The 23158-nt window shown below is 63.0% G+C and carries 21 protein-coding genes; 7 read left to right on the top strand and 14 right to left on the bottom strand.

What is annotated here, in order from left to right:
• Positions 1-161 precede the first annotated feature (161 nt).
• Positions 162-1526: a geranylgeranyl reductase gene (chlP, locus tag QZ184_RS00800; protein ID WP_247478322.1), complete on the top strand. Its 1365-nt coding sequence runs from the start codon at positions 162-164 to the stop codon at positions 1524-1526.
• Between the two features lie 53 nt (positions 1527-1579).
• Here chlP and QZ184_RS00795 read toward each other — a convergent pair whose 3' ends face one another.
• Together QZ184_RS00795 and glyS are read right to left on the bottom strand one after the other, a co-directional pair.
• The gene (locus QZ184_RS00795; protein ID WP_296415802.1) at positions 1580-2605 is read right to left on the bottom strand and encodes a fatty acid desaturase; all 1026 of its coding nucleotides are present in this window, start codon (positions 2603-2605) and stop codon (positions 1580-1582) included.
• A 161-nt stretch (positions 2606-2766) separates the two neighbouring features.
• Positions 2767-4932: a glycine--tRNA ligase subunit beta gene (glyS, locus tag QZ184_RS00790; RefSeq protein WP_296417699.1), complete on the bottom strand. Its 2166-nt coding sequence runs from the start codon at positions 4930-4932 to the stop codon at positions 2767-2769.
• 174 nt (positions 4933-5106) lie between these two features.
• Between glyS and sir the strand changes: the two genes are divergently transcribed.
• Complete coding sequence (gene sir, locus QZ184_RS00785; protein ID WP_296415880.1) at positions 5107-6837, top strand: sulfite reductase, ferredoxin dependent; 1731 nt, start codon at positions 5107-5109, stop codon at positions 6835-6837.
• Here the strand turns inward: sir and QZ184_RS00780 are convergent.
• The 11 genes from QZ184_RS00780 to QZ184_RS00730 all read right to left on the bottom strand — a co-directional run bounded on the left by QZ184_RS00780 (position 6826) and on the right by QZ184_RS00730 (position 17619).
• Complete coding sequence (locus QZ184_RS00780; protein ID WP_296417698.1) at positions 6826-7548, bottom strand: M15 family metallopeptidase; 723 nt, start codon at positions 7546-7548, stop codon at positions 6826-6828. The two genes, sir and QZ184_RS00780, sit on opposite strands and share 12 nt — an antisense overlap.
• Positions 7548-9983 (bottom strand): ATP-dependent DNA helicase RecG, encoded by a 2436-nt coding sequence (gene recG / locus QZ184_RS00775; protein ID WP_296417696.1) that lies wholly within the window; start codon positions 9981-9983, stop codon positions 7548-7550. The genes QZ184_RS00780 and recG overlap by 1 nt, the downstream gene beginning before the upstream one ends.
• A gap of 14 nt (positions 9984-9997) precedes the next feature.
• A complete protein-coding gene (locus QZ184_RS00770) occupies positions 9998-11218 on the bottom strand; it encodes a hypothetical protein (protein WP_296417693.1) in 1221 nt (406 codons plus the stop codon).
• A 31-nt stretch (positions 11219-11249) separates the two neighbouring features.
• A complete protein-coding gene (gene tsf, locus QZ184_RS00765; RefSeq protein ID WP_010316911.1) occupies positions 11250-11906 on the bottom strand; it encodes a translation elongation factor Ts in 657 nt (218 codons plus the stop codon).
• Between the two features lie 106 nt (positions 11907-12012).
• Positions 12013-12732 carry a 30S ribosomal protein S2 gene (rpsB, locus tag QZ184_RS00760; protein ID WP_010316910.1) on the bottom strand — a complete coding sequence of 240 codons (720 nt, stop codon included), beginning with the start codon at positions 12730-12732 and terminating at the stop codon, positions 12013-12015.
• Positions 12733-12872: 140 nt separating this feature from the next.
• On the bottom strand, positions 12873-13805 hold the full coding sequence (locus tag QZ184_RS00755) for a glycosyltransferase family A protein (RefSeq protein WP_247478312.1): 933 nt from the start codon (positions 13803-13805) through the stop codon (positions 12873-12875).
• 72 nt (positions 13806-13877) lie between these two features.
• A complete protein-coding gene (locus QZ184_RS00750) occupies positions 13878-14033 on the bottom strand; it encodes a hypothetical protein (RefSeq protein ID WP_006850288.1) in 156 nt (51 codons plus the stop codon).
• A 47-nt stretch (positions 14034-14080) separates the two neighbouring features.
• Positions 14081-14791, bottom strand: coding sequence for a DevA family ABC transporter ATP-binding protein (locus QZ184_RS00745; RefSeq protein WP_296415817.1), 711 nt, complete (start codon positions 14789-14791; stop codon positions 14081-14083).
• A 4-nt stretch (positions 14792-14795) separates the two neighbouring features.
• On the bottom strand, positions 14796-15983 hold the full coding sequence (gene devC / locus QZ184_RS00740) for an ABC transporter permease DevC (RefSeq protein WP_296415819.1): 1188 nt from the start codon (positions 15981-15983) through the stop codon (positions 14796-14798).
• Positions 15980-16888 carry an HlyD family efflux transporter periplasmic adaptor subunit gene (locus tag QZ184_RS00735; protein WP_010316892.1) on the bottom strand — a complete coding sequence of 303 codons (909 nt, stop codon included), beginning with the start codon at positions 16886-16888 and terminating at the stop codon, positions 15980-15982. Before QZ184_RS00735 ends, devC begins: the two co-directional genes overlap by 4 nt.
• Entirely contained in the window at positions 16888-17619 is a 732-nt protein-coding gene (locus QZ184_RS00730; RefSeq protein ID WP_247478306.1) for a phycocyanobilin:ferredoxin oxidoreductase, read from the bottom strand. Before QZ184_RS00730 ends, QZ184_RS00735 begins: the two co-directional genes overlap by 1 nt.
• Before the next feature lie 70 nt (positions 17620-17689).
• Between QZ184_RS00730 and QZ184_RS00725 the strand changes: the two genes are divergently transcribed.
• Complete coding sequence (locus tag QZ184_RS00725) at positions 17690-18946, top strand: pitrilysin family protein (RefSeq protein WP_296417688.1); 1257 nt, start codon at positions 17690-17692, stop codon at positions 18944-18946.
• Positions 18943-20226, top strand: coding sequence for a pitrilysin family protein (locus QZ184_RS00720; RefSeq protein ID WP_296415826.1), 1284 nt, complete (start codon positions 18943-18945; stop codon positions 20224-20226). The genes QZ184_RS00725 and QZ184_RS00720 overlap by 4 nt, the downstream gene beginning before the upstream one ends.
• On the opposite strand, the gene QZ184_RS00715 is transcribed toward QZ184_RS00720, so the two are convergent.
• Complete coding sequence (locus QZ184_RS00715) at positions 20223-20441, bottom strand: DUF3148 domain-containing protein (protein WP_010316884.1); 219 nt, start codon at positions 20439-20441, stop codon at positions 20223-20225. The genes QZ184_RS00720 and QZ184_RS00715 overlap by 4 nt on opposite strands.
• A 55-nt stretch (positions 20442-20496) precedes the next feature.
• On the opposite strand from QZ184_RS00715, the gene QZ184_RS00710 reads away from it, so the two are divergent.
• The 3 genes from QZ184_RS00710 to QZ184_RS00700 all read left to right on the top strand — a co-directional run bounded on the left by QZ184_RS00710 (position 20497) and on the right by QZ184_RS00700 (position 23154).
• Entirely contained in the window at positions 20497-21069 is a 573-nt protein-coding gene (locus QZ184_RS00710; protein ID WP_247478301.1) for a biotin transporter BioY, read from the top strand.
• A complete protein-coding gene (gene lspA, locus QZ184_RS00705) occupies positions 21069-21518 on the top strand; it encodes a signal peptidase II (RefSeq protein WP_010316882.1) in 450 nt (149 codons plus the stop codon). Before QZ184_RS00710 ends, lspA begins: the two co-directional genes overlap by 1 nt.
• A 61-nt stretch (positions 21519-21579) precedes the next feature.
• Positions 21580-23154 (top strand): GTP-binding protein, encoded by a 1575-nt coding sequence (locus QZ184_RS00700; RefSeq protein ID WP_296415829.1) that lies wholly within the window; start codon positions 21580-21582, stop codon positions 23152-23154.
• The last annotated feature ends 4 nt before the right edge of the window (positions 23155-23158 follow it).

Here is a 23158-nt window from a genome sequence, read left to right as displayed (position 1 = left end):
GCCCGGTACTGGCTGGTCTGACGACCGGGGCTAGGCAAGCGAGAACTCCCGTTGGAACTGGGGTTATGTGATGTTACGAGCTCGCGCTGGAGTTGCCAGCGGTTGCCTATCAAGCGGTGTTAGCTTCGCGTCAACATCCTTCTGGCGGAGCGGGTTTCAAGATGTTGCGAGTCGCGGTGGTGGGCGGCGGCCCGAGTGGTTCCTGTGCTGCTGAAATTCTGGCTAAGGCGGGAATTGAGACCTGGATCTTCGAGCGGAAGCTGGATAACGCCAAGCCCTGTGGTGGGGCCATCCCTCTGTGCATGGTCGAGGAGTTCGACCTGCCCGAGTCGATCATCGACCGCAAGGTCCGCAACATGAAGATGATCTCCCCCTCCAACCGTGAGGTGGACATCAATCTCGAAAACGAGAACGAATACATCGGTATGTGCCGCCGGGAGGTCATGGATGCCTTCATGCGCGACCGCGCCGCTGAACTCGGCGCCAACTTGGTCAACGGTCTGGTGACCAAGATCGACACCGGCGCCAACCGCCAGGGGCCCTACACCCTCACCTACTCCGACTACAGCGAGGGTGAGGCCACTGGTGAGACCAAGAGTCTCGAGGTGGACCTGATCATTGGCGCCGACGGTGCCAACAGCCGCGTGGCCAAGGCCATGGATGCTGGTGACTACAACGTGGCCATCGCCTTCCAGGAGCGCATCAAGCTGCCTGCTGAGGAGATGAAGTACTACGAGAGCCTGGCCGAGATGTACGTGGGCACGGATGTGTCCCCCGACTTCTACGCCTGGGTGTTCCCGAAGTACGACCACGTCGCGGTCGGCACCGGGACCATGCAGGAAAACCAGGCGCTGATTAAGAGCCTGCAGGAGGGCATTCGCGAGCGCGCTAAGAAGCGTCTGGTGAATGGCGAAGTCATCAAGGTTGAGGCCCACCCGATTCCTGAGCACCCCCGTCCCCGCCGCGTCGTCGGCCGGATGGCGCTTGTTGGTGATGCCGCCGGCTATGTGACCAAGAGCTCCGGTGAGGGCATCTACTTCGCCGCCAAGAGTGGTCGGATGTGCGCCGAGCAGATCGTTGAGGCCAGCCAAGGCGGCAAGCGGGTTCCGACTGAAGCCGACCTCAAGAAGTACCTCAAGAAGTGGGATCGCCAGTACGGCGCCACCTACAAGGTGCTCGAAATTCTCCAGAACGTCTTCTATCGCAACGACGCGGCCCGTGAAGCCTTCGTCGAGATGTGCGACGACAAGGACGTTCAGCGCCTGACGTTCGACAGCTACCTCTACAAGCGCGTGGTAGCGATGAACCCCTGGCAGCAACTCAAGCTGACCCTGCTGACCCTCGGCTCCGTTCTCCGCGGTAACGCCCTGGCACCGCAGGGTTACAAGCCCGTTCCCAGCGCCGTCCGCGAGGACGGAGAGGTCAACGCCATGCTGGCCGTGAGCACCATCAAAGGTGGTATTCGCGTCGGGAACCAGAAGGCCAAAGCCAAAGCCGATCGTGAGCCGGCGTTGAGCGGCAAATAAGGACCTGGTTGGTCAAAAAAGGCAGTGGATTACTCCACTGCCTTTTTTTGTGCTTAAGCCGAGGCGGTGCTCAGTGCTTGATCAATGCTGACCAACTCCAGGGCCTTGGAATCCCAAAGAATGAGGTCAAAGCAATGGGGAATGTCCTTCAGGGTCAGATAGGTGCAGTTCTGCAGTAAATGCGAATGGAAGCGGTGGCAGTCCCGGAGTCTGTAATTGGGAATGCGTTCACAAAGGTGATGGACAGAATGAAAAGCAATATCAGCCGTGAACCAGTTCAAGATGGCTGGCAGCACAAGGTTGCTGCTGCCTTCAATGGCACCCTTGAAATAACTCCAACCGGAGGTTCCACTGGTGTAAGAACCCTGGAAATTGTGCTGAACAAAGAAGACACAGATAAACATGGCCGCTGAGCAGGCCATCACGAAGGAATAGCAGCTCAGAAAAAGCCCAAGGCCCAACCAGGAAGCCATGAGAACCCAACTGGTCAGAACCACGACGTTGTTGGCGACCAGGTCCATCCATTCACCTGTGGTGTACCAGTGGCTGGACTTAAAGTCCAGAACAAAGCGCTTCCAACCGGAGGGTCCCGTCCTAGGGAAGCGAATGGCCTGCTTCAGTGCTGCGCCCGCGAATTCAGCTGAGCCGAGTAGTAGCTGAAGCCTGGGACGGATCACCAGGTAAAAGAAGCCACCGGGAAAGAGCATCAGGGGGTGGCGGATCAGGCGATAGCGCCACTGGGCAGAAGGGGACAACTGGAGAAACTGCTCCACCGTCAAAAGGGACGACGGCCCCCGATAGACATCCCAATTGCCGTTGTGCTTGTGGTGAAAGGCATGACCCCGGGACCAGGGGAACTGCGGAATGGCGTTCAAGCAACCCAAGCCAAAGCCCGTCAGTCGGTTGCACCATCGCGTTGACCAGAGCGTGTCGTGGCCGCAGTCATGCATCAGCGAGAAGCTGCGGGCAGAGAACAACACCAGTGCCAGCAGCACCGGCACCAAAAGCCAGCGCAAACCAGGATCAGCCGCGCAAACGGGAATGACGGCCCAGAGACAGGCAATGGGAAGAACGGTCACGAGGACCTGCCAGAGCGCTCTGGCGTTGCTGGACTGGCGAAAAGAAGCGAGGGAGAAATCGCCGCGACTCAGTGGCCTGTCGAGCTCTGCTGAGCGGATGGAAGTCGTCAGCGGATCAGCCTCTTTGTTGCAAACAGGCTAAGACCTCTTGTTACAGAGCGTTAGCCACTGATCCGGCTGAAGTCAGCCAGAACCGATGCCTGGTTGTTGAGAACACCCAACAGATTGAGGCGGTTGGCGCGGATCGATGCGTCCTCAGCCATCACCATCACGCTGTCCTCTCCATCAAAGAAATTCGCAAGGGCCGACGCACCAGCGATCAGTCCCTGGGCCAGTTGGGCGTAGCGATCGGGATCACTGCCGGTGGCGACGGGCTCCAGGCTGTTCAAAACCGAAAGCATCCCGGCTTCGCTGGACTTCTCAAAGAGGCTTGCATCGACAACAGCGCTGGCCGAGAGAACCGTCTGAGGCAGATCCCCTTTGGAGGCCAACTTCGCAGCACGGGTGACCACGGCCTGGACAGCGGTGAGCTCGCCGCCAGAGCGCAGGCTCTGGAGGAGAGAAGCCCGTTGACGCGCATCACCCGGGTCGGCCAGGAGCCTCTCGAGAGAAACCGTTTCTCCAGCGACGGCTTGAACCAGATCGGAATCAATGGCGGCCTCTTCCAGCAGGCTCTGCAGGCGTTGCCCCATGAGCTCGGAGAGTTCCTGAGCTAATGCCGCTGCATCGACCTTGAAATGGGGCAGCAGCTTGGCCCAATGCTGCGTCGCACGTTCCAGGAGCGTCTTGATGTTGAGGCTCCAACCTTGATCCCAAAGGATCTGGAGGATGCCGTTACCAGCCCGGCGCAGGGCATAGGGGTCCGAGGAACCGGTGGGACGCTCACCCTTGGCGTAAATGCTCAGAAGCAGTTCAAAGCGCTCCGCGAGGGCCACCACAGCACCTGCCACCGAACTCGGCAGGGCATCACCGGCCCCCTTGGGTTGGTAGTGCTCCAGCACAGCCAGGGCCACCTCGCGGGGTTCACCCTCGGCGAGCAGATATTTGCCGCCCATGACGCCCTGCAGCTCTGGGAACTCACCAACCATCTGGCTGACGAGATCGTGCTTGCACAGGTGAGCCGCGCGGGTGGCGTGGTCGGCCACCTGGTTCGGCAGCTCGAGCTGCTCGGCCAGTAGGGCAGTGAGCCACTCGAGCCGCTCAACGCGATCGAGGAGTGAACCCAGGCCCTCAGCAAAGGTCACCCGCTTGAGCTGCTCGCGCCGCTCAGCGCTGGCGACGGCGCGGTCGGCCTGGACAAAGAACTCAGCGTCAGCCAGCCGGGCCTTCAGGACCCGTTCGTTACCCCGGCGGACGGTGTCGCTGGCCTCGGCAAGGCCATTGCCAATGCAGAGGAACCGCGCCAGCAAACTCTTGCGGGCATCCAAGGCCAGGGGGTCGGAATCCGCGTCCTTGCGATACAGAGGCACGTAACGCTGATGGGCACGCATCACGGTGCTCAAGACCTCCGCGGGCAGAGCCAGGTAATGGTCCGCAACGCTTCCCTCGATCAACAGGGGGGTCTCAACGAGATCGGTCAGTTCCTCAAAGAGGTCACTGGGTAAATCGGGAACCGCATCCAAGGCGGCGGCACTGCGTTCAACGCTGGTGCGAATGAATGACGCCCGATCAGAGCGATTGACCACCACCCCGGCGTCGGCCAGGGCAGCGGCATAGACATCGGCCGACGGGATCGCCACAGCGTCGCTGTAAAGACGGTGGCCTCTGCTGGTCTGGCCGGACTGCACGACGGGGTCGCTACCGGAGAGGGTGACGGGGATCAGCTCGGATCCCAGCAGCGCCACTAGCCAACGCACGGGCCTGGAAAAGCGGCTTTCTCCCACGCCCCAACGCATAAAACGACGGCCCTGGAGGGCTGCAATCCACTGGGGAATGGCCTCCGCCAGGAGCTCACGGGCGGGGCGCCCGGCTTCCAGGACTTCCGCAAAGACAAACGGACCCTTGGGGGTGTCACGCACCTCAAGGGCAGCGGGATCAACACCGCAGCGCTTGGCAAAACCTATGGCGGCCTGGGTCGGGACACCGTCTTTGAACGCCTGTGCTGCGGGTGGCCCCTTGCGCTCATCGCGCAGATCGGGGGCTGATTCAGACAGATCACTCACCTGGACCACCAGGCGACGGGGAGTGCTGGTGGTCTCAACCTGGCCGTAGCTCAGTCGCGCTGCACTCAGATCACGCTTCACCGCCTGCTCCAGCTGCGGCAGCGCCAGGCGCGCAAAATCCGCGGGCAACTCCTCAGTCCCGATCTCAAGCAGAAAGGTGGACACGGAGCAGGCAGCCTCAGCAGCCGATCAGCTTATTGAAACGGCTCCGAAGCCAAGCCTGGTCGACGCTTCGCTACGTTCAAAGATCACTGTTTGTGGTGCGTGAGCGTGGCCGAAGGGCAGTCCGTGGGGCAAGTGGAGCAGAAGAGCCCCGAGGAACGGACGTTTTCCCCTTCCATCGCCACAGGCGCAGAGCGCACCAAGTTTGAGCAACTCAAGGCCGACAGCGACTACCTGAAGGACCCTCTCGCTGCAGAGCTGCAGAACGACCTGAGTCACTTCAGTGACGGGGCCGTTCAGTTGCTGAAATTCCACGGCAGCTATCAACAGGACAACCGCGAAAACAGGCAGAAGGGTCAAGACAAGGACTGGCAGATGATGCTGCGCCTGCGCAGCCCCGCTGGACGGATCCCGGCCGGCCTGTATCTGGCGATGGATGAGCTGGCCGATCGTCTCGGCAATGGAACGCTGCGGGCTACCACCCGTCAGGCCTTCCAGATGCACGGCATCCGTAAGGGACATCTCAAGGAGGTGATCGGCACCATCGTTCGCTCGATGGGTTCGACCTTGGCGGCCTGCGGCGACATCAACCGCAACGTCATGGCACCGGCGGCCCCCTTTGAAAAAGGCGGTTATCCAGCGGCCCGCCAATTGGCCAACGACATCGCTGACGTCCTCAGCCCGCAGGCCGCTGAGGGCAGCTACCTGGACCTCTGGGTCGATGGCGATCTGAGTTACCGGATCAAACCCAGCCGCCCCGTGAAGAAGGCACGCGAGCGGCAACAGGAAGGGGGTGTCTTTAGCGGGGACGCCAAAGAGCCTCTGTACGGCGGCACCTACCTACCCCGGAAGTTCAAGGTGGCCGTGACGGTGCCTGGGGACAACTCCGTCGATCTGCTGACCCAGGACATCGGCCTGGTGGCCTTTGCTGATGCCAACGGCGAACTCCGTGGCTGCAACGTTTATGTGGGTGGTGGCATGGGCCGCACCCACAACAAGGAGGAGACGTTTGCCCGCACAGCTGATCCCCTCGGCTATGTGGCAGCTGAACACATTTTTGATCTGGTGCAGGCGATCCTGGCCCTGCAACGGGACCACGGTGACCGCAACAACCGTCGTCACGCACGTCTCAAGTACCTGATCCACGATCAAGGCATTCGCTGGTTCAAAGACGAACTCAAGGCGAAGTACTTCTCGCACCCGATCAAGGGTCTACGACTTGAGCCCAAAGCCAAGCTTGAGGACTATCTGGGTTGGCATCGCATCAGCGCCGGCAAGTGGTTCGTCGGCATCCCGCTGTTGTGTGGCCGTCTCTCGGGCGATCTCAAGCGGGGCCTTCGCCAGCTGGTGGAGACCTATCAATTGGAGATTCGTCTCACCCCCAACCAGGATCTGCTGCTCTGCAACATCGGCACGGCCCAGCGGGCTGCGGTGAAAGAAGCCCTCGCCGCTCTTGGCGTTGAGACGCCCGAAACACCGGACCAACTGGCGCGTCACGCCATTGCCTGTCCTGCGCTCCCCCTCTGCGGGCTAGCGGTGACCGAGGCCGAGCGGATTCTTCCCGATGTGCTGGCGCGGCTGGATGCACAACTTCGGCGCCTCGAGATTGAGAAATCAATCCTGGTGCGCATGACCGGCTGTCCAAATGGATGCGCCCGTCCCTACATGGCTGAACTGGGCCTGGTGGGTGATGGCGTCAATCAGTACCAACTCTGGCTTGGTGGAACACCGAACTTGAGTCGTCTGGCCGAGCCCTACCTCGAGCGGATGCCGCTGGAGAAACTCGAGAGCACGATTGAACCGCTGCTGAAGGGCTGGAAGGCCGCAGGCGGCCGCCGCAGCTTCGGTGACTATGTCGCCAAGCTCGGCCGCCAGTCCGTTGAAGAGCTGGTCCGCTCAGCCGTCTGACGCACGGCCATAGATCGCCTCGCTCTGGCTCCGCTGCCAGGCCCAGAGCTGGTCGCCGTAGCTGAAGTGCCACCACTCGTTGGGGTGTTGGGCGAAGCCCTGCGATTCCATCGCATCAGCGAGGAGTCGGCGCCGTCGATCCCATTCGAGGGCCTGTTGGCGCTCCACACCGTCAGGCGTCGTATCGGCAACGGCGCGGTAGTGGTGCGGCTCTGATACAGCACCGATCGCGTCGATGTCAGAACCCATGTCGACGAGTTCGCCCGCCCCATCCAGCAGGGTGAGGTCAACCGCCGCTCCGGTGCTGTGGGGAGGTGGTGTCGCAGGATCCAGGCTGGGCGGAGCCCAAAAGCGACTCACCTCGTCAATGACAGCCGCCACGGCTGGGCTGGCCGAGCTGGGGTTTAGGCCTCGGGTGCTGCACTCCTGGGCGATGGCGTAGTCCACCATGAAGCGCTGGACAGCAATCGGACGCCAAGCGTCAAAGATCGCCAGGCGGTAGCCGGGTTCAGCCGTGCTTAAAACCGTCTGGGCCTGGAGGAGGCGCTGGATGACTCCGGTGCGGAGGCGAAAGGGACAGGCACCCTCGCCATAGGGGGCACCAACGGCGACATAGGGGTGGGGTTCGATCCGAAAGAGAGCCGCAGGCAAGGGGGCAAGCGACTCGGCGCAGTCGCGGATGACGATGTCACTCCAGGGCCGCAGGGGCATCAGTTCAGGCGGGCAGCTTGGGCGACCCGATGACGCTGGTCGCTCAGCACTTTGGCAAGGCCCGGGTGTTGATCCAGGTCAGGATCCTCCGCCACGATCTCCTGGGCAACGCGGCGGGCCTGCTCCAGCACCTCCCCGTCGTCGGTGAGGCTGGCGAGGGCCAGATCTGGCAGCCCACTCTGGCGGGTGCCCAGGACCTGACCGGGACCCCGCAGGCGCAGGTCCATTTCCGCGATCTCAAAGCCGTCGTTGGAGCGCACCAGCACCTCCAGGCGCTGCCGTGCGAGCACATTGCGGCTGTCGTTCACCAGCAGGCAGTAGGACGCCGCAGCCCCTCGGCCAACGCGCCCGCGCAACTGGTGCAACTGGGCCAACCCGAAGCGATCGGCATGGTCAATCACCATCACGCTGGCCTCGGGCACATCCACGCCTACCTCGACCACGGTCGTACTGACCAGCACCTGGGTCTCGCCGCTCGCAAAGGCTGTGATTGCCGCCTGCTTCTCAGCACTGGGCATGCGTCCATGCAGCAGTCCGACCTGGAGGTTCGGGAAGACCTGCTCGCTGAGCTGCTGATGCACATCGACGGCAGAGCGCAGGTCCAACTTCTCGGACTCCTCCACCAGGGGCAGGACGACATAGGCCCGCTGGCCGAGGGCCACCTGCTCTCGAATCAAGCTATAGGCCTCGTCGCGATCGGCGCTTGCCAAAAGGCTCGTGCGAATGGGGGTGCGGCCAGGCGGCAACTCGTCGATTTGGCTGACCTCCAGATCACCGTGAATGGAGAGAGCCAAGGTCCTTGGGATCGGCGTCGCCGTCATGGTCAACAGGTGAGGCTGCAGGCCCTTGTCCAGCAGGCGATTGCGCTGGTGGACGCCAAAGCGATGCTGCTCATCGACGACCACCAGACCCAAGCGCTGGAACTGAACGGGATCCTCCAGAAGGGCATGGGTCCCCACCAGCATCTTCAGGGTTCCATTGGCCAGGTCCGCCAACAACTCTCGCCGCCGGCGCAGGGGGGTCGATCCGGTCAGTAGGGCGCAGGTGACATGCAGTTGGGGCAGCCACTCGCAGAGCTTGCGGTAGTGCTGTTCAGCCAACACCTCCGTCGGTGCCATCAGGGCCCCCTGGCAGCCGGAATCAATCGCGGTCAGCAGAGCAGCGATCGCGACCACGGTCTTGCCGCTACCGACATCCCCCTGCACCAGACGGGCCATCGGCTGGTCCCGCCGCAGGTCAGCCCGGATCTCCGCCAAGACGCGCTGCTGGGCTCCGGTGAGGGGGAAGGGGAGCAGCTGCAAAAACGCCTGGAGCAATGCGTCACCCTCAACCGCCAGGGCAGGGGCGGGACGACTGGTGAGCTGGCGGCGCCGCTGCAGCAAACCCAGCTGCAGCAGAAGGAACTCGTCAAAGACCAGACGGTGGCGAGCCTCGCTCAGAGACGCCTGGCTCGTCGGACCATGGATCTGGACCAGGGCCTCCGGCAGCGGGACCAAGCCCTCCCGCGCCTGCAGCGAAGCCGGCAGCGGATCACCCCATTGGCCTGCAGCCGCCACCACGGGACGGATCAGATTGCGCAGGCGGTCGGCCGTCAGCCCCTCGGTCAGGCCGTAGACAGGCAACAGGCGGCCAATCTGGTCACTGCGAACCGAGGCATTGGGACTCTCCAGGACCTCCATCAAGGGGTCCTGGAACGCCGGTCCGTAGGGGGTCTCCTTCACCAAGCCGCTAATGGCAACAGAGGCCCCGACGGGATAGTTGCGCTGTTGGGCCTTAAGCCAAGCCGGTGAGCTGAAGCGCTTCCCCGCAAAGAACTTCGAGACGCGAATCCGGCCGGTGATATCGGCCAAATGCAGCTCGAGGATCGAGAGATTCGGGTTGCGCGGGCTGGTGAAGCTGTGACTGCGGCGAACCGTGGCGACGATCGTGGCCGTCTTGCCGGGCTCGAGGCCGGCGATGCGCACCAAGTTGGCGTAGTCGAGGTAGTCGCGGGGGTAGTAGCGAACCAGGTCTCGGGCAAGCCAAAGATCCAAGGCAGCGAGGCGCGTGGCACTTTTTGGGCCCACACCGCGGACCTCGCTCAAGGGGGTATCCGGTTGGATCGACTGGGAACGGGGAGCGCCTGGGGACTCACTGGAGAGCAGGCGCAGTCGAGGGGGAGAGACCGGCTGAACCGGCTGAAGGGCCTTCTGCAGTTCAAACAGATACTGGCGGCTGCGGCGCACCAGGCTCTGGCGGCGGGACTGGCTCAGTTCGCCATACCGAGCAAAGTCACCGGCCAGCTCCCCCAAGCCAGAGAAGCGCTGGCGATCGAGCTCCTCAGGTGGCGCCGCCAGGGCTCGCTGCAGAAAGCTGCTGAAGCGCTCCTTGCGGCCGAGCAGGTCCTCAAAACCACGCTCAGCCTCGAGCTGGAGCGCCTGTTGCAGCGGACGCAACCAAGCCTGGAGCGCTAGCTGCGATCCGTTGCTGGATTCTGGGTGGGGGCGCTGTCCTGAAACCACTGCTGCTCTGCCTCGAGGGCACTGACCCGGCGCTGCCAGGTGCGATACCGCTTGGCCATTGTGCGCAATGTGCGGCGCCTCTGTTCCAAGCGCTGACGGCAGGTGCGCAAACGGGGTTGTTCAAACTCCAGATCCGGACCACGCAACAGCAAGGTCAAGACCTCGGTCGGAGCGAGGGAGGGCGACGCTGGATTCAGGGTGAGAGGGAGAGCCATCCGCAGGACGTTGGCTGGCGCAGGCAGGGCCTCGACCTGTCCATCCAAGACCGCATCCAGGAGATTCAAAGGGAGCAAGCCCTGCGCCAGACCCACGCGCATCATCTCCACATTGATGGCATGGGAGAGGTTGCGCAGACGTCGGCGCAGAGCACGATCGAAATGGGCCCACCAGCGCACCTGAAGCAGGGGATCGCGAGGCAGATGCGAACTGACGACGTCCGAGTCGAAGCTCTCGAACGGAAGGCCTTCGGAATCGCCCACCTCGTCCCCAGACTCCTCAACCTCAGGGGTCTCGGACTCGGAGGACCGTGCTGACAGGGTCTCGGAGGCCATCGAGAACAGGGACTGAAGCAGGGCTAAATCCCCCTCAGGCGGAGCTGGCTCGGCAGACGGCACCTCGTCTTCCTCGGCTACACGAGGACGCTGGTTCAATGCTGGCAATCCCGGCACACCTCGGTCAAACAGATCGGCCCCCAGGGGGAGATCCAGGCTGAGATTGATCGACTGGGGCAATGGAGCCTCATCAGGCCGTTCAGCGGGCGCAGGGCTCGGGGGGGCTTCTTCTTGCCCCTCCAGCATGCTTTGCAGAATTTTTTGCTGCTCCTGCAGCTGCCGGCGCTGTTGCTTGCGGGCCTGCTGGGCGGCCAGACCCATCACCTGCTCGACGGTCAGCAGGGAACAGGAGCGTTTCACCAAACTTTGGAGACGCCGCTGAAACGTCTGACGGCGCTCTGGTGTCAGCTGGTTGTAGCGCTCAGGAACCACCTGGGTCGCCAAATGAAAACAGGCCTGCTGCACGCTGTGCAACAGGCCATCCCGCAGAACCTGCAGGTACAGGGCGAGGTCGCGGTAGAGGGCCGGAGTGAACTCCTCTTGCTGCTGAAGCAGCGAGAGGAGTTGTGCCTTGGCCTCGTCCAGGGATCGTGTGTTGGGATCCAGAGGACGACTCACGGGACCAGAGCGCTGAAGGGACGAATCCCGATCAAGCAGCCTGCATGGCAGCCACTTCAGCCGCGAAGTCCATCTTCTCGACTTCGATGCCCTCGCCCAGGTTGAAGCGAACGAAGCGGCGCACCTGGATGTTCTCGCCGACCTTGCCGGAGACCTGCTTAACCAGTTCGTCGACGGTCAGGGCGCTGTCCTTGATGTAGGCCTGATCGAGGAGGGACATCTCCTTCAGGCGCTTGCCGATACGGCCAGCCACGATCTTCTCCTTCATCTCCTCCTTCTTGCCGGCGAGGTCATCGCGGCCCATCTCGATCTGCTTCTCGCGCTCGGCGACTTCAGCGGGGATGTCCTCGACCTTGACGTAGTCAACGTTGGGGCATGCAGCGACCTGCATGGCCACGTTGCGCACGAGCTCCTGGAAGATCTCGCCACGGGCGACGAAATCGGTTTCGCAGTTCACTTCAACCAGAACGCCGACGCGGGCACCGGTGTGGATGTAGCTACCGATCGCGCCCTCAGCGGCGGCACGGCCAGCCTTCTTCTCGGCGGAGGCAATGCCCTTCTGACGCAGCCACTCGACGGCCTTGTCCTTGTCGCCCTTCGTTTCGTTGAGGGCCTTCTTGCAGTCCATCATCCCTGCGCCGGTCATGTCGCGCAGTTCTTTGACGAGCTTGGCGGAGATCTCAGCCATGGTGCGTTGCGGTGATGAAGAGGGGAAAAATCAAAACAGGGGCTCAACACCGAAGAGCCTCCCCGGGGGGAAGCTCCTGGCATCAACCACTGGGGTCAGGAACGAATCAGGCCTGAACGTCGTCGTAGGCAGCTTGCTCGTTGGAGCCGTGGCGACCTTCGTTGATGGCATCCGCCAGACGGCCGAGCACCAGTTGAACGGAGCGCACTGCGTCGTCGTTGCAGGGGATGGGCACGTCGCAGAGGTCGGGGTCGCAGTTGGTGTCGAGCATGGACACCAGGGGAATGTCCAGCTTGCGGGCTTCGAGCACGGCGTTCGTCTCGCGGCGCTGGTCCACCAGGACCACCACGTCGGGGAGGCGACGCATGTTCTTGAGACCACCCAGGTACTTCTGCAGGCGGTCCAGCTCGCGGCGCAGGACTGCGGCTTCCTTCTTAGGACGCATGGCGATGGCGCCGGAGGACTCCATCCGCTCGAGGTCCTTCAGGCGGTCGATGCGGGCACGCATCGTGGTCCAGTTGGTGAGCATGCCGCCCAGCCAGCGCTGGTTCACGTAGGCAGCACCACAGCGGCTGGCTTCGAGGGCAATCACCTCAGAGGCCTGCTTTTTGGTTCCCACAAACAGGAAGCGCTTGCCGCTGCGTGCGGCACTGCGAACCCACTTGTAGGCGTTGTTCATGCAAACCGCGGTTTGCACGAGGTCAATGATGTGGACGCCGTTGCGCGCGCAATAGATGTAGCGCGACATCTTGGGGTTCCAACGGCGAGTTTGGTGCCCAAAGTGAGCACCCGCCTCCATCATTTCGGCGAGAGTGACGACAGCCATGTTGTGTTGAGGTTTCGGGTTTGCCTCCACCTGCCAGGGATCCACCGAACAGGACGAACCTGAATCACCGGTTGATCACCCGAAACGCGCAGGTGTGCGGTTTGAAAGTGCTTGGAAACACTACCAAACGGGCCTTCTGCTCAGCGCAGACCGGCGGCCCGAGCCTCGGCATAAAGCGCCCTGACACCGATGCGATTGAGAGGAAGCCGGAGTAGCTCCATGGCCCATGCCGCTTGGCCCTGACGAATCAGCCAAGCCAGCAGCGGCCGAAGGCTGCGCTCATTCAAGAGACCACCCAGGGTCAGTAGCTCCCAGAGCACCCTGTGGAGGATGGTGAATTGAATGATGAACCGCACCCGCCGGGTGGGGTGTTTTTTGTAGAAGACCAGACCCATCTTGGCCCGCTCCCCCTCGACGGCGATCAGGCGGGGGACCTGCTCCAAGCTCAGGGGCGGGTGCCAGTGATAGCCAACCGCAGCTGGACAACGGACCAGGACGACGCCCATCTGCCGCAGCCGCTCGCCCAACTCCAGGTCTTCCCAGCCATAGAGCCGGAAGCGGGTGTCAAACAGGCCACTGCGCTCAAGAACCTCACGGTCAATCGCGACATTCCCGGTGGCGAAATAGGCCCAGGAAAGATCGCGGAGCTTGTGGGGTTCGCTGGTCGGATCTTCAAAATTGGCGGTGTTGATCACCGCTCCATAGGTGAAGCAGAGGCGGTCGCCCCGCTCCTGCCAGCTCTGGTTCAGCTGGCTGGCGTGACTCAGGAGAAAGTCCTCCGTCACCACCAGGTCGCTGTCAATAAAAACAATCACGTCACCACGGGCGTGATCCACCCCGCGGTTGCGCCCCTCAGCCGGTCCACCGTGGTCCTGTTGGACCAGGCGGACATGGGGGAGATCGGCCTGATGGCGGCCCAACCAAGCCACTGTGTCGTCGGTGGACCCGTCATCCACCACCACCACCTCGTAGTTGCTGATCGGTGCAGCCAGTCGCTGGCTCTCGAGGGCACGCAGGCACTTCTCGAGAATCGGAAGACGGTTGTAGGTGGGGATGACGACGCTGAGGAACATGGCCAGGTCGACGATTCGAGCAAAAAAAAGGGATCCCTCAGGATCCCAGAGCAGTCAAATTGCGAGAGCTGATCAGTCAGCAGCGCCGCCGTTGTTGGCGGTGCCGGTCACGCCGTTACCTGCGCCTTCGCCGCGACCGTCGTTACGCATCTTCCGCTTTTTGAACTTGCGGGCGTACGCGCGGTTGCGCTCTTGCTTTTCCTTCTTGAGGTTGCGGCGTTTGGCCATCGAAACGGCGTGAAGTTCGGGTTAGTCCCCACAGTACTGAATCGCCCTCAGTGCTGAACGGATAACGCGGGCTTTCCTGCCTCCAGCAGACGGCCATCCTCCATGCGCACCAGGCGATCAGCGATATCCAAGATCCGCGGATCATGGGTGACCATCAGGACCGCACAGCCCTGATCCCGGGCCAAACGCCTTAAAAGTTCCACCACCTCACGACCCGTTTGCGAATCCAACGCTGCGGTGGGTTCATCGGCGAGCAGCAAGCGCGGGTGGGCTGCGAGGGCACGGGCAATCGCCACGCGCTGCTTCTGACCGCCGGAGAGGTCATGGGGCAACTTATGCAGTTCGTCCCCGAGGCCCACGGCCCGAAGCCACTCCCTGGATTGATCACGCCGGGCGCGGTAGCTCAGGCCAGGCAGCAGGTCCGATCCCATCTGCACGTTTTGCTCCGCCGTCAGGCAGCGCAGCAGATTGTGTCCTTGAAAAATCATGCCGATCGAGCGGCGCAGCCGCTGACGATCGCGGCGACTGGCTCCGGCCAGCTGTTGGCCCAACACCTCTACGGATCCTTCTTGAACGGAGCGCAGGGCGCCGACAAGGGTCAGCAGGGTGGTCTTGCCGCAGCCGGAGGGTCCCGTCAGCAGCACGACCTCGCCGGCCGCAACGGTCAGGTTGACGCCCTGGAGGACCTGGCGGCGCATGGTCCCCGATCCATAGAAATGGGAGAGCTCCCGAAGATCAACTGCAGCGGAGATGGCCATCGGTTCAGAAAATCTCTGCGGGATCGGCGTCGGCCAGGCGACGCATGGCCAGCCCTGCTGACGCCATGCACATCACCAAAATCATGCTGAACACGGTGATGGCGCGGGCGGAGTCCATGAACACCGGCAGTTGGGTGGCAGAGCGCACCATGAGGTAAAGGCCCTGGCCTGCGGCATAGGCCGGGAGATAGCCAAAGGCGGCCAGCAGCAGTCCTTCGCGGGCAACGACCCCAAGCAGGCTGGGCAGCTTGTAGCCCATCGCCATCAAGGTCGCGTACTCCGGCAGGTGGTCACTGACATCGGAATAGAGCACCTGATAGACGATCACGCAGCCAACGACGAATCCCATGGCGGCCCCGAGCGTGAAGATGAAGCCGATGGAGGTGCTGGTGCGCCAGTAGTTCTGCTCGAAATCAATAAAGCCCTGCTTGGTGAGCACCTTGACGTCGCTGGGCAGTTGGGCCTGCAGACGTTGGGCGACGGCGGTGGGATCGCTTCCGGGTTTCAGGCGAACCAAGCCGACCTCGATGCTCCCGGGCGGGGTGTTGGGAAGCAGATCGATGAAGGTCTCCGAGCTGGTCAGCAGATTTCCATCCGCTCCAAAGGAGGTTCCCAAGCCCACCAAACCAGCCACGCGGACGCGCTTGCCGGCAATTTCACTCTCCACCGTGCGCCCCTCACGGAACCACTCGGCCACCGGTCCAAATTCCGGTCGGGACTGCTCATCAAAAAGAACCCGCCCCTTTTGAGTCAGAGCCCGCGCCTTTGGGGCCAGCGAAGGATCGGTGAAGAGGGGATCATTGGGCTCAAAGCCCAGGGTCAAGATGGAGCGTGTGCCCCGCGTTTCGGGGTTGCGCCAGAGCAACAAATTCCAGTGAACCGGCGTGATCCCCTCCACCTCTGGGGCCGCCATGGTCTGGACCAAACGGCGCTTGGGGAAGCCCGCCATGCTCACCGAACTGGTGGACCGGGGACTGATCAGCACCAGATCGGCGTCAAACAGCCGGTGAATCGTGACGCTGGCATCAAACAGCCCGTCACGGAAGCCCAGCTGCATGAACATCAGGATCCCGGCGAAACTGATGCCCGCAAGCGCTACAGCCAGACGCACTGGCTGCCGGGTTAAGAGCAGCAGGGCCAGGGGAATGCGCCGGCGTTGCCAGATCCCCTCAAACCAACGCTGAAGACTCACGGCTCAAAGCGCGCGATGACCTTCAGGCCCGAGAGCTGCTGCACACGCTTGGCATCGGCGGGATCCAGGGCGAGTCGCACTTCGACGATGCGAGCGTCCGCATCGCCCGTGGGATCGGTGGAGAGCACATCCCGCTGCCGGATCTGCGGTGAAATCCGCAGCACTTCAGCCTTCAGCTTGCCGCTGAAGCCTCCGTTTTCACTGATCAACGAAGCACTCTGGCCCAGGCGAATCCGACCGATGTCGCTTTCGTAGACCTCGGCGATCGCCTCCATGCGGTCACTGGCGCCAACCGACAGGATGCCGTCCGAACCAGGACGCTCCCCAGGACGGGCATAGACCCGCAATACCGTCCCATCAATGGGTGAGCGGAGTTGGCTGTCCTTGAGGTCCACTTCAATGCCTCGCTTCTCAGCGAGGGCTTGACGCCGTTGTCCTTCAAAAGTCACCAGCTCGTCTTGCTTCTCCTCCAGCAGCACCATGCTGGCGGCACCTTCCCTGGAGGCTTCGCGGTAGCGACTCACCTCACGACGCTGCATCGCGATCGAGCGATCCAGGGTGCCAATACGGGCATTGATCGCCGCGAGATCGGCCAAGAGTCCGGGGCGGTTATCAAAGGTGGCCAGGATCTGACCGCGCTTGACCCGGTCACCTTCTTGGACCGAAAGGCCGCTGATGCGGGGGCTGCCGCCCATCGACCCCATGGGAGCGGCCAGCTTGCGGACATCGCCGGCGGGTTCCAGTCGACCCAGGGCCGAAACGGATTCAATTCTGGGTTGAACAACCGGGGCCGGAGGCACCGGCGCGGGCCGGTCCAGGGCACGACCAATCACCACGGCGAGCAGCAGCAGAGCCACTGCTCCACCGCCACTTCGCCAGGGATATCGCTTCAGCCACTGCAGCATCACTGCAGGGGCAGTGGATCGTCGAAGAGCAACTCCTCGATGTAGCGATCGGCCCACTCGGGATTGAAGGCTTTCTCGAGCACGCGGCGGGTCTTGTCGTTGCGCTTCTGTTGCTGGCAATACGAGAGCTGGCCGCTATGTCGCCTCACCGTATCTGGGTGATCGATGGGCTGAGGAACGGCCTCTGCACTGGCCTCACCCAACACCCGCAGAAAATCACTGACGAGCTCGATAAAGCGTTGCTCTTCCGCTGCATCCGCAGGACGGACAAAGCGGACATAGGGAGAAAAGATCGTCCCCCACTCAGGCAGCTCACGCTCCTGGCTGAACGCGCGCTTCGGCAGGGCCTCCAGACGCTGAAGGACCGCCTGCGGCAGGGCGCCATCCACGGGCGAGAGATCAACGATTGCAGCAGAGACCACGCCACGGCCGGCAACGATGTCCGCCCCAAAGACGGGCAGGTCATAGCGGGGGTCGGGGAAAAAGACGCAGTGGAGGATCTGCAGGCCGGCTCCAAGCCGTGCGGTTTCCAGGTGCAACTTGCGCAGACCGCGGCTGGAGCGCAATTCATTGCGGATGAAGAGGTCCTCCCCATCGAGGCTGCCGCTAATGGCCTCCAATTGGGGATCTACCGCCAGTGGCTGCAGCTCCGGCAAGGAGGACCACTGCTGACGGATGCGCTCAGCGAGGGCGTCAACGAGCGGATGAATGCCGAGGGCAGCAGAACTCATCGGGGCTGAAGCGGCGACCGTCCTGGCGATCCTGCCAGCAGAATGGGGCGAACCACAGGTTCTCAATCCGTTGTCAGGTCTGAACACCGCTCCGCTGCCTGAACCGCAGCGTGGTCAGCTCGCCAACGGAACGTCCCTGGTGCAACTCGATCTGCCGAATGCACCTGTGGTCTGCCTTGACTTTTGGTGCCGCTCCGGCAGTGGAGTGGAGGCCCCCGGGGAGGCGGGGATCGCCCACTTCCTCGAGCACATGGTCTTCAAAGGAAGTCACAGCCTTCAAGCCGGTGAATTTGACCAGCGCATCGAAGCGCTTGGGGGCAACAGCAATGCAGCCACCGGCTTCGACGACGTGCACTATCACGTCCTGATTCCGCCCGAAGCCTGCGCTGAAGCACTGGAGCTGCTCACTGATCTGGTGCTTCAACCGCGCTTGGACCGGAGCGATTTCGACATGGAGCGTCAGGTGGTGCTCGAGGAACTCGCCCAGAGTGAGGACCAACCGGAAGAAGTGGCTTTTCAGCAGCTGCTCAAGCAAAGCTGCCTGGATCACGCCTATGGCAAAGCGATCCTGGGGGACCGGGACGCACTCCTTGGCCACACCCCGGAGGCCATGGCGCGCTTCCACGCCCGTCATTACCGCGCCGATCGTTGTTGCCTTTCGGTGGCAGGGCCGCTGGCGGCGTTGCAACTGGAAGAGCAACTGCAGCGCTCAGCCTTGGCGCAGTTGGTCCCCTCCGAAGCCGACGCAAGGCCTGCTCCACTGCAGTTCATGCCCGGTGAAGAGCGACTGGAACTGCCCCGGCTGGAGGCCGCCAGGCTCTTAATGGCCTGGCCGCTGCCCGGTGCAGCTGACCAAATGTCTGTGGTTGGTGGGGACCTGCTGACCACCCTGTTGGCGGAGGGACGGCGCAGTCGCCTGGTGGAGCGACTGCGGGAGCAGCTTCGTCTGGTGGAAAGCGTCGATCTCGATCTCAACGTCTTGGAGTCCGGCTGCCTTGTCTTGCTTGAGGCGGTCTGTGAGCCCGAACACCTCAGCCGTGTTCGAGCGGAAATCAATGGCGTCCTGAAGGCACTGCAGCAGGAGATCCCAAGCGAAGCCGAGGTGGAGCGCGCCCGGCGATTGGTCGGCAACGGCTACCGCTTCAGCCTGGAGGCGCCAAGCGCCGTCGCCGCGATGGTTGGCAACAGCGCGCTGTGGGATCGCAAGCACAACCTCCAAGCCCCGCTCGACTGGCTCGAGGAATGGGACGGACAGCGCCTGGTGCAGGACGTCGTCCCCCAACTGCAGCCGGAGCAGGCCTTTGTGTTGGAGGCGGTTCCAGCATGAGCAGCGCCGGCGTGCAACAACGTGAGCTCAGCGGAGGCTGTCCGCTCTGGCTCATCGAGCGTCCAGGTCCAGCCATCCTCTCGGCCAAGCTCTGGATCCGCGGCGGAAGCAGCGCCGACCCCTCTGGCCAGCGGGGGGCTTCCCAACTGCTCGCGGGGGTGCTGAGCCGGGGCTGCGGGCCGTTCAGTGGCGACGCCCTGGCTGATCTCGTTGAAGGCCGGGGCGCAGGACTGCGCTGTGAGGCCGCCGAAGACGGCACCTTGATCAGCCTGAAGTGCGCCAGTGATGACGCGGCTCTCTTGCTGCCGCTGGTCCTGCAGATGGTCACCAGCCCGTGGCTGGTCGAGGACCAGGTGACCCTCGAGCGTCAACTCAATCTGCAAACCCTGCAGCGGCAGAAGGAGGACCCCTTCCAGGTCGCCCACGATCAACTGCGTCAGCAGCTCTACGGCTCAGGGCCCTACGGCCACGACCCCCTGGGTGTTGAGGCCGAACTCTGCGCACTGGCTCGACCGCAACTCGAGCAGATGACCCACCAGCTCGGGCAAGAGGGTGCCGTGATGGTCCTGGCGGGCCAGATCCCAGCGGAGCCCGAGCAACTGTTGCTGCATCAGCTCGACGGCCAGAGCTGGAGGACCCAGGCGCCAAAGCGACTGGCCGGCGCCTCCGGGCTCAAGCAGGTCTCACTGGCGAGCAACGTCGATGAGACTGAGCAGTTGGTCTTGATGCTGGGGACCACCACAGCTCCCCTTGGCAGTGAGCAGGCCCTGGCCCTACGGCTGCTGCATTGCCACCTGGGCATCGGCATGTCCAGCCGCCTCTTTGTGGCCCTACGGGAGGAACACGGCCTGGCCTACGACGTGGGGGTGCACTACCCCGCGCGCCTCGGGGATGCCCCCTTCGTGTTCCATCTCTCCAGCTCGAGTGAGCGAGCTGAGGAAGCCACCCGCGAGCTGCTCAATGAATGGCTGCGCCTGCTCGAGGAGCCCATCAGTGATGCACAACTCCAGCTGGCCAAGGCGAAATTCAAAGGTCAGGAGGCGTTAGGGCGCCAAACCTGCAGCCAAGTGGCCGATCGCCACGCCCTGGTCCTCGGCCATGGCCTGCCCTTCGACTTTGCCGATCGCTGTCTTCTCGAAGCTGAAGCGCTGACGCCGAACGATCTCCACCAAGCAGCGCAGGCGCTGCTGCAGGGACCGTCCTTGAGCCTCTGCGGACCGCAGGACGCGATTGAGGCAGCAACGGCGGTCTGGACGGGGCATCCACTGAACCGGTCTTAAACCGGTTCAAGTTGCTTGAGCTCCAGCAAAAAGGTGCCGCGACGGAAACGGACGGCGACTTGATCCAAGGCCTTGAGGGCTACCACCTGGCCAACCTCGTCGGCGTCGATCAAATCAGGCGGGCGCAGCATCGACATCGCGTCGGCTGTCTTGAGATAGCTGGGTTGAGCCAGCAGACGCACCTGAGTGCCAACGCTGATGGATTCCTGGGACATCGGTCGTTGCAAGACCACCACTCTCCTGCAGGATGGTCCCACTGAGAGGCCAACTGTGCGCGCCCTTGCCAACTGGAGTGGTGCCCTCGCTGGATTGCTGCTGATCCTCTGTGGAGGGTTGATTCAGGCCGCGATCCCTTGGCCAGGCAGCCAGGGCGTCTCGTTCGTGCCCCTGCCCATGACCTTGCAGGTGCCAGCCCTGCTCTTTACGGCCTTGGTCTGCGGACATCGTCCGGCCATGTTGGCCGGCATGGCCTACATCAGCCTGGGGCTCTTCCAGCTCCCGGTTTTTCAGGGTGGCGGCGGGTTGAGCTACCTCAGCGATCCCGCTTTTGGCTATCTGGCTGGGTTCCTACCAGCTGCCTGGCTGACCGGCCGCCTCGCCCAGCAGCAGGACATGGATGACCTGCTGAATCTTGTGGCTGCAGCGGTCCTGGGGCTGTTGATCCTTCAGGGTTGCGGCCTGGCCAACCTCCTGCTCGGCGGGCTGTTCCAGCGCTGGGGCGGACAGCTGCCCCAGTTGGTGCTGACCTACAGCCTTGGGCCGCTGCTCCCCCAACTGCTCCTCTGTTGTGCGGTGGCCGTTCTCGCCTGGCCGACCCGACGCCTGTTGTTGCTGGACCGTTGATGAAGCGGAGCTACTGGATCGCCATCGCCGTTGTGCTGATGGACCAGATCAGCAAGGCCTGGGCCGTGGACCATCTGGCCGGAGTGGGCGTTCGTCCGCTGCTTCCAGGACTGCTCCAACTGCAGCTGGTCTTCAACAGCGGTGCGGCCTTCAGCATGCTGGAGGGAAACGCCAACCTGTTGGGAGTGGTCAGCCTCGCGGTCGCCGTGGGGCTTGTGTTCTGGATCCAGACGAGCGGTCCACTGGATCGCTGGCAGGCCATGGGCCTGGGGTTCTTGCTGGGGGGAGCCGTTGGCAATGGAATCGACCGCTGGCGCTTGGGGCGGGTGGTGGACTTCCTGGAGTTTGTGCCGATCTCCTTCCCGATCTTCAACCTCGCGGATGTCGCCATCAACCTCGCGGTTCTTTGCCTAGCGCTCTCGCTCTTTCCCGCTTGGCGCAGGCACTAATCAAGGGGATCATCGGAGCGCGTGGTCAAGGAGCCCTTGACCTCCACCAAGGGATGCTGGCGTGAAACCTCCTGGTCGAATCTGGCTTTGGCTTGGTCTGGCCCTCGGGGTCTTGGTGGTCGTCACCGCCGTGCTCCAGGCCGTCAACAACCTGCTCTGGCAGCTGAGCTACCTGCTTCCGAGCTGGCTTGTTGGCCCCTTCAGCCTGCTGCTCTTCGGCGGGGCAGCACTGCTGATCGCTCGCTTTGCTTGGCCCTGGTTCAACAGCATCCGGCGCTCAGGCTGGAAGGTCTTTCAAGAGCCCGGTTCGCGCACCAGTGCGCCGATTGAGGCTCCCGTCAACCGCAAGGAAGCAGCTCAAAAGAACCTTGCAGGGATCGAGACGCTCCTGCAGGGCATCCGGGACGAGGTCCAACGTGAGGCCCTCAGGCAAGAACGAGAGAGGGTTGCAGCAGAGCTGGAACGCGGCGATTTAGTGATCGTGGTGTTTGGCACCGGCTCCGCCGGGAAAACATCCCTAATCCGGGCGCTGCTGCGCGACGTCGTGGGCGAGGTCGGAGCAGCCATGGGTTCAACGACGACAACCACGAGCTATCGCCTCCGCCTGCGCAACCTGCAGCGAGGCATCCGACTGGTTGACACGCCGGGGATTTTGGAAGCGGGCATCGAGGGGCAGAAGCGCGAGCAGATTGCCCGCGATCAGGCCTCGAATGCCGATCTCCTACTTCTTGTTGTCGATGGGGATCTTCGGGCCGCTGAGCTCGAGGTGTTTGCGGCGCTCGCCAGCTTGGGCAAACGGCTGCTGCTGGTCCTCAACAAGTGCGATCTGCGGGGTGAAGAAGAAGAGAAACGCCTCCTCGAGCTGCTTCGACGCAGAACCCAGGGCCGCATTGCACTGGAGGACGTGCTGACGGCCAGTGCATCACCCCAATCGGTTCCGATGCCGGGTGGTCAACCGCTGCAACCAGCACCGGAGATCGATCGGCTCCTGCGGAGGATCGCGCAGGTCCTGCACAGCGACGGGGAGGAGCTGATTGCCGACAACATCCTGATGCAGAGCAGCAGGCTCAGCGACGCGGGACGCCGTCTGCTGGGGGAGCAGCGGCAACAGGATGCGGAGTCGATCGTCGATCGCTACAGCTGGATCAGCGCCGGGGTGCTCGCGGCCACTCCGCTTCCGGGCATCGATTTGCTCGGGGCCGCCGCCGTCAATGCCCAGATGGTGATGGAAATCGGCCGCGTCTATGGGGTCAGCCTGTCGAAAACCTCGGCCCAGGAACTGGCTGTTTCCGTGGGACGAACCCTGGCCAGCTTGGGCTTGATCAAGGGCGGCATCAGCCTGGTCGGGGCCGCGCTCAGCCTGAACCTTCCGGCGCTGCTGCTGAGCCGTGCCGTGCAGGCGGTGGGTGCAGGCTGGCTGACTCGAATCGCCGGACGCAGTTTCATCACCTACTTCCAGCAGGATCAGGATTGGGGGGATGGCGGAATCCAGGACGTCGTGCAGCGTCAGTACGACCTGAACCGCCGTGAATCCGCCCTCAATGCATTTCTGTCGGCAGCGATGAAGCGTGTGGTGGAACCGCTGCAGCGTCAGGGGAAGCAGGGGCAACTGCCGCCACGGCCCGAGCGTCGCTGAAGGC

Source organism: Vulcanococcus sp. DEBay_Sum22DG08_74, from assembly GCF_017852955.1.
GTDB lineage: Bacteria > Cyanobacteriota > Cyanobacteriia > PCC-6307 > Cyanobiaceae > Vulcanococcus.
The sequence above is the reverse complement of the archived record's forward strand: the minus strand, read 5'-3'. Positions and strand labels throughout refer to the sequence as shown.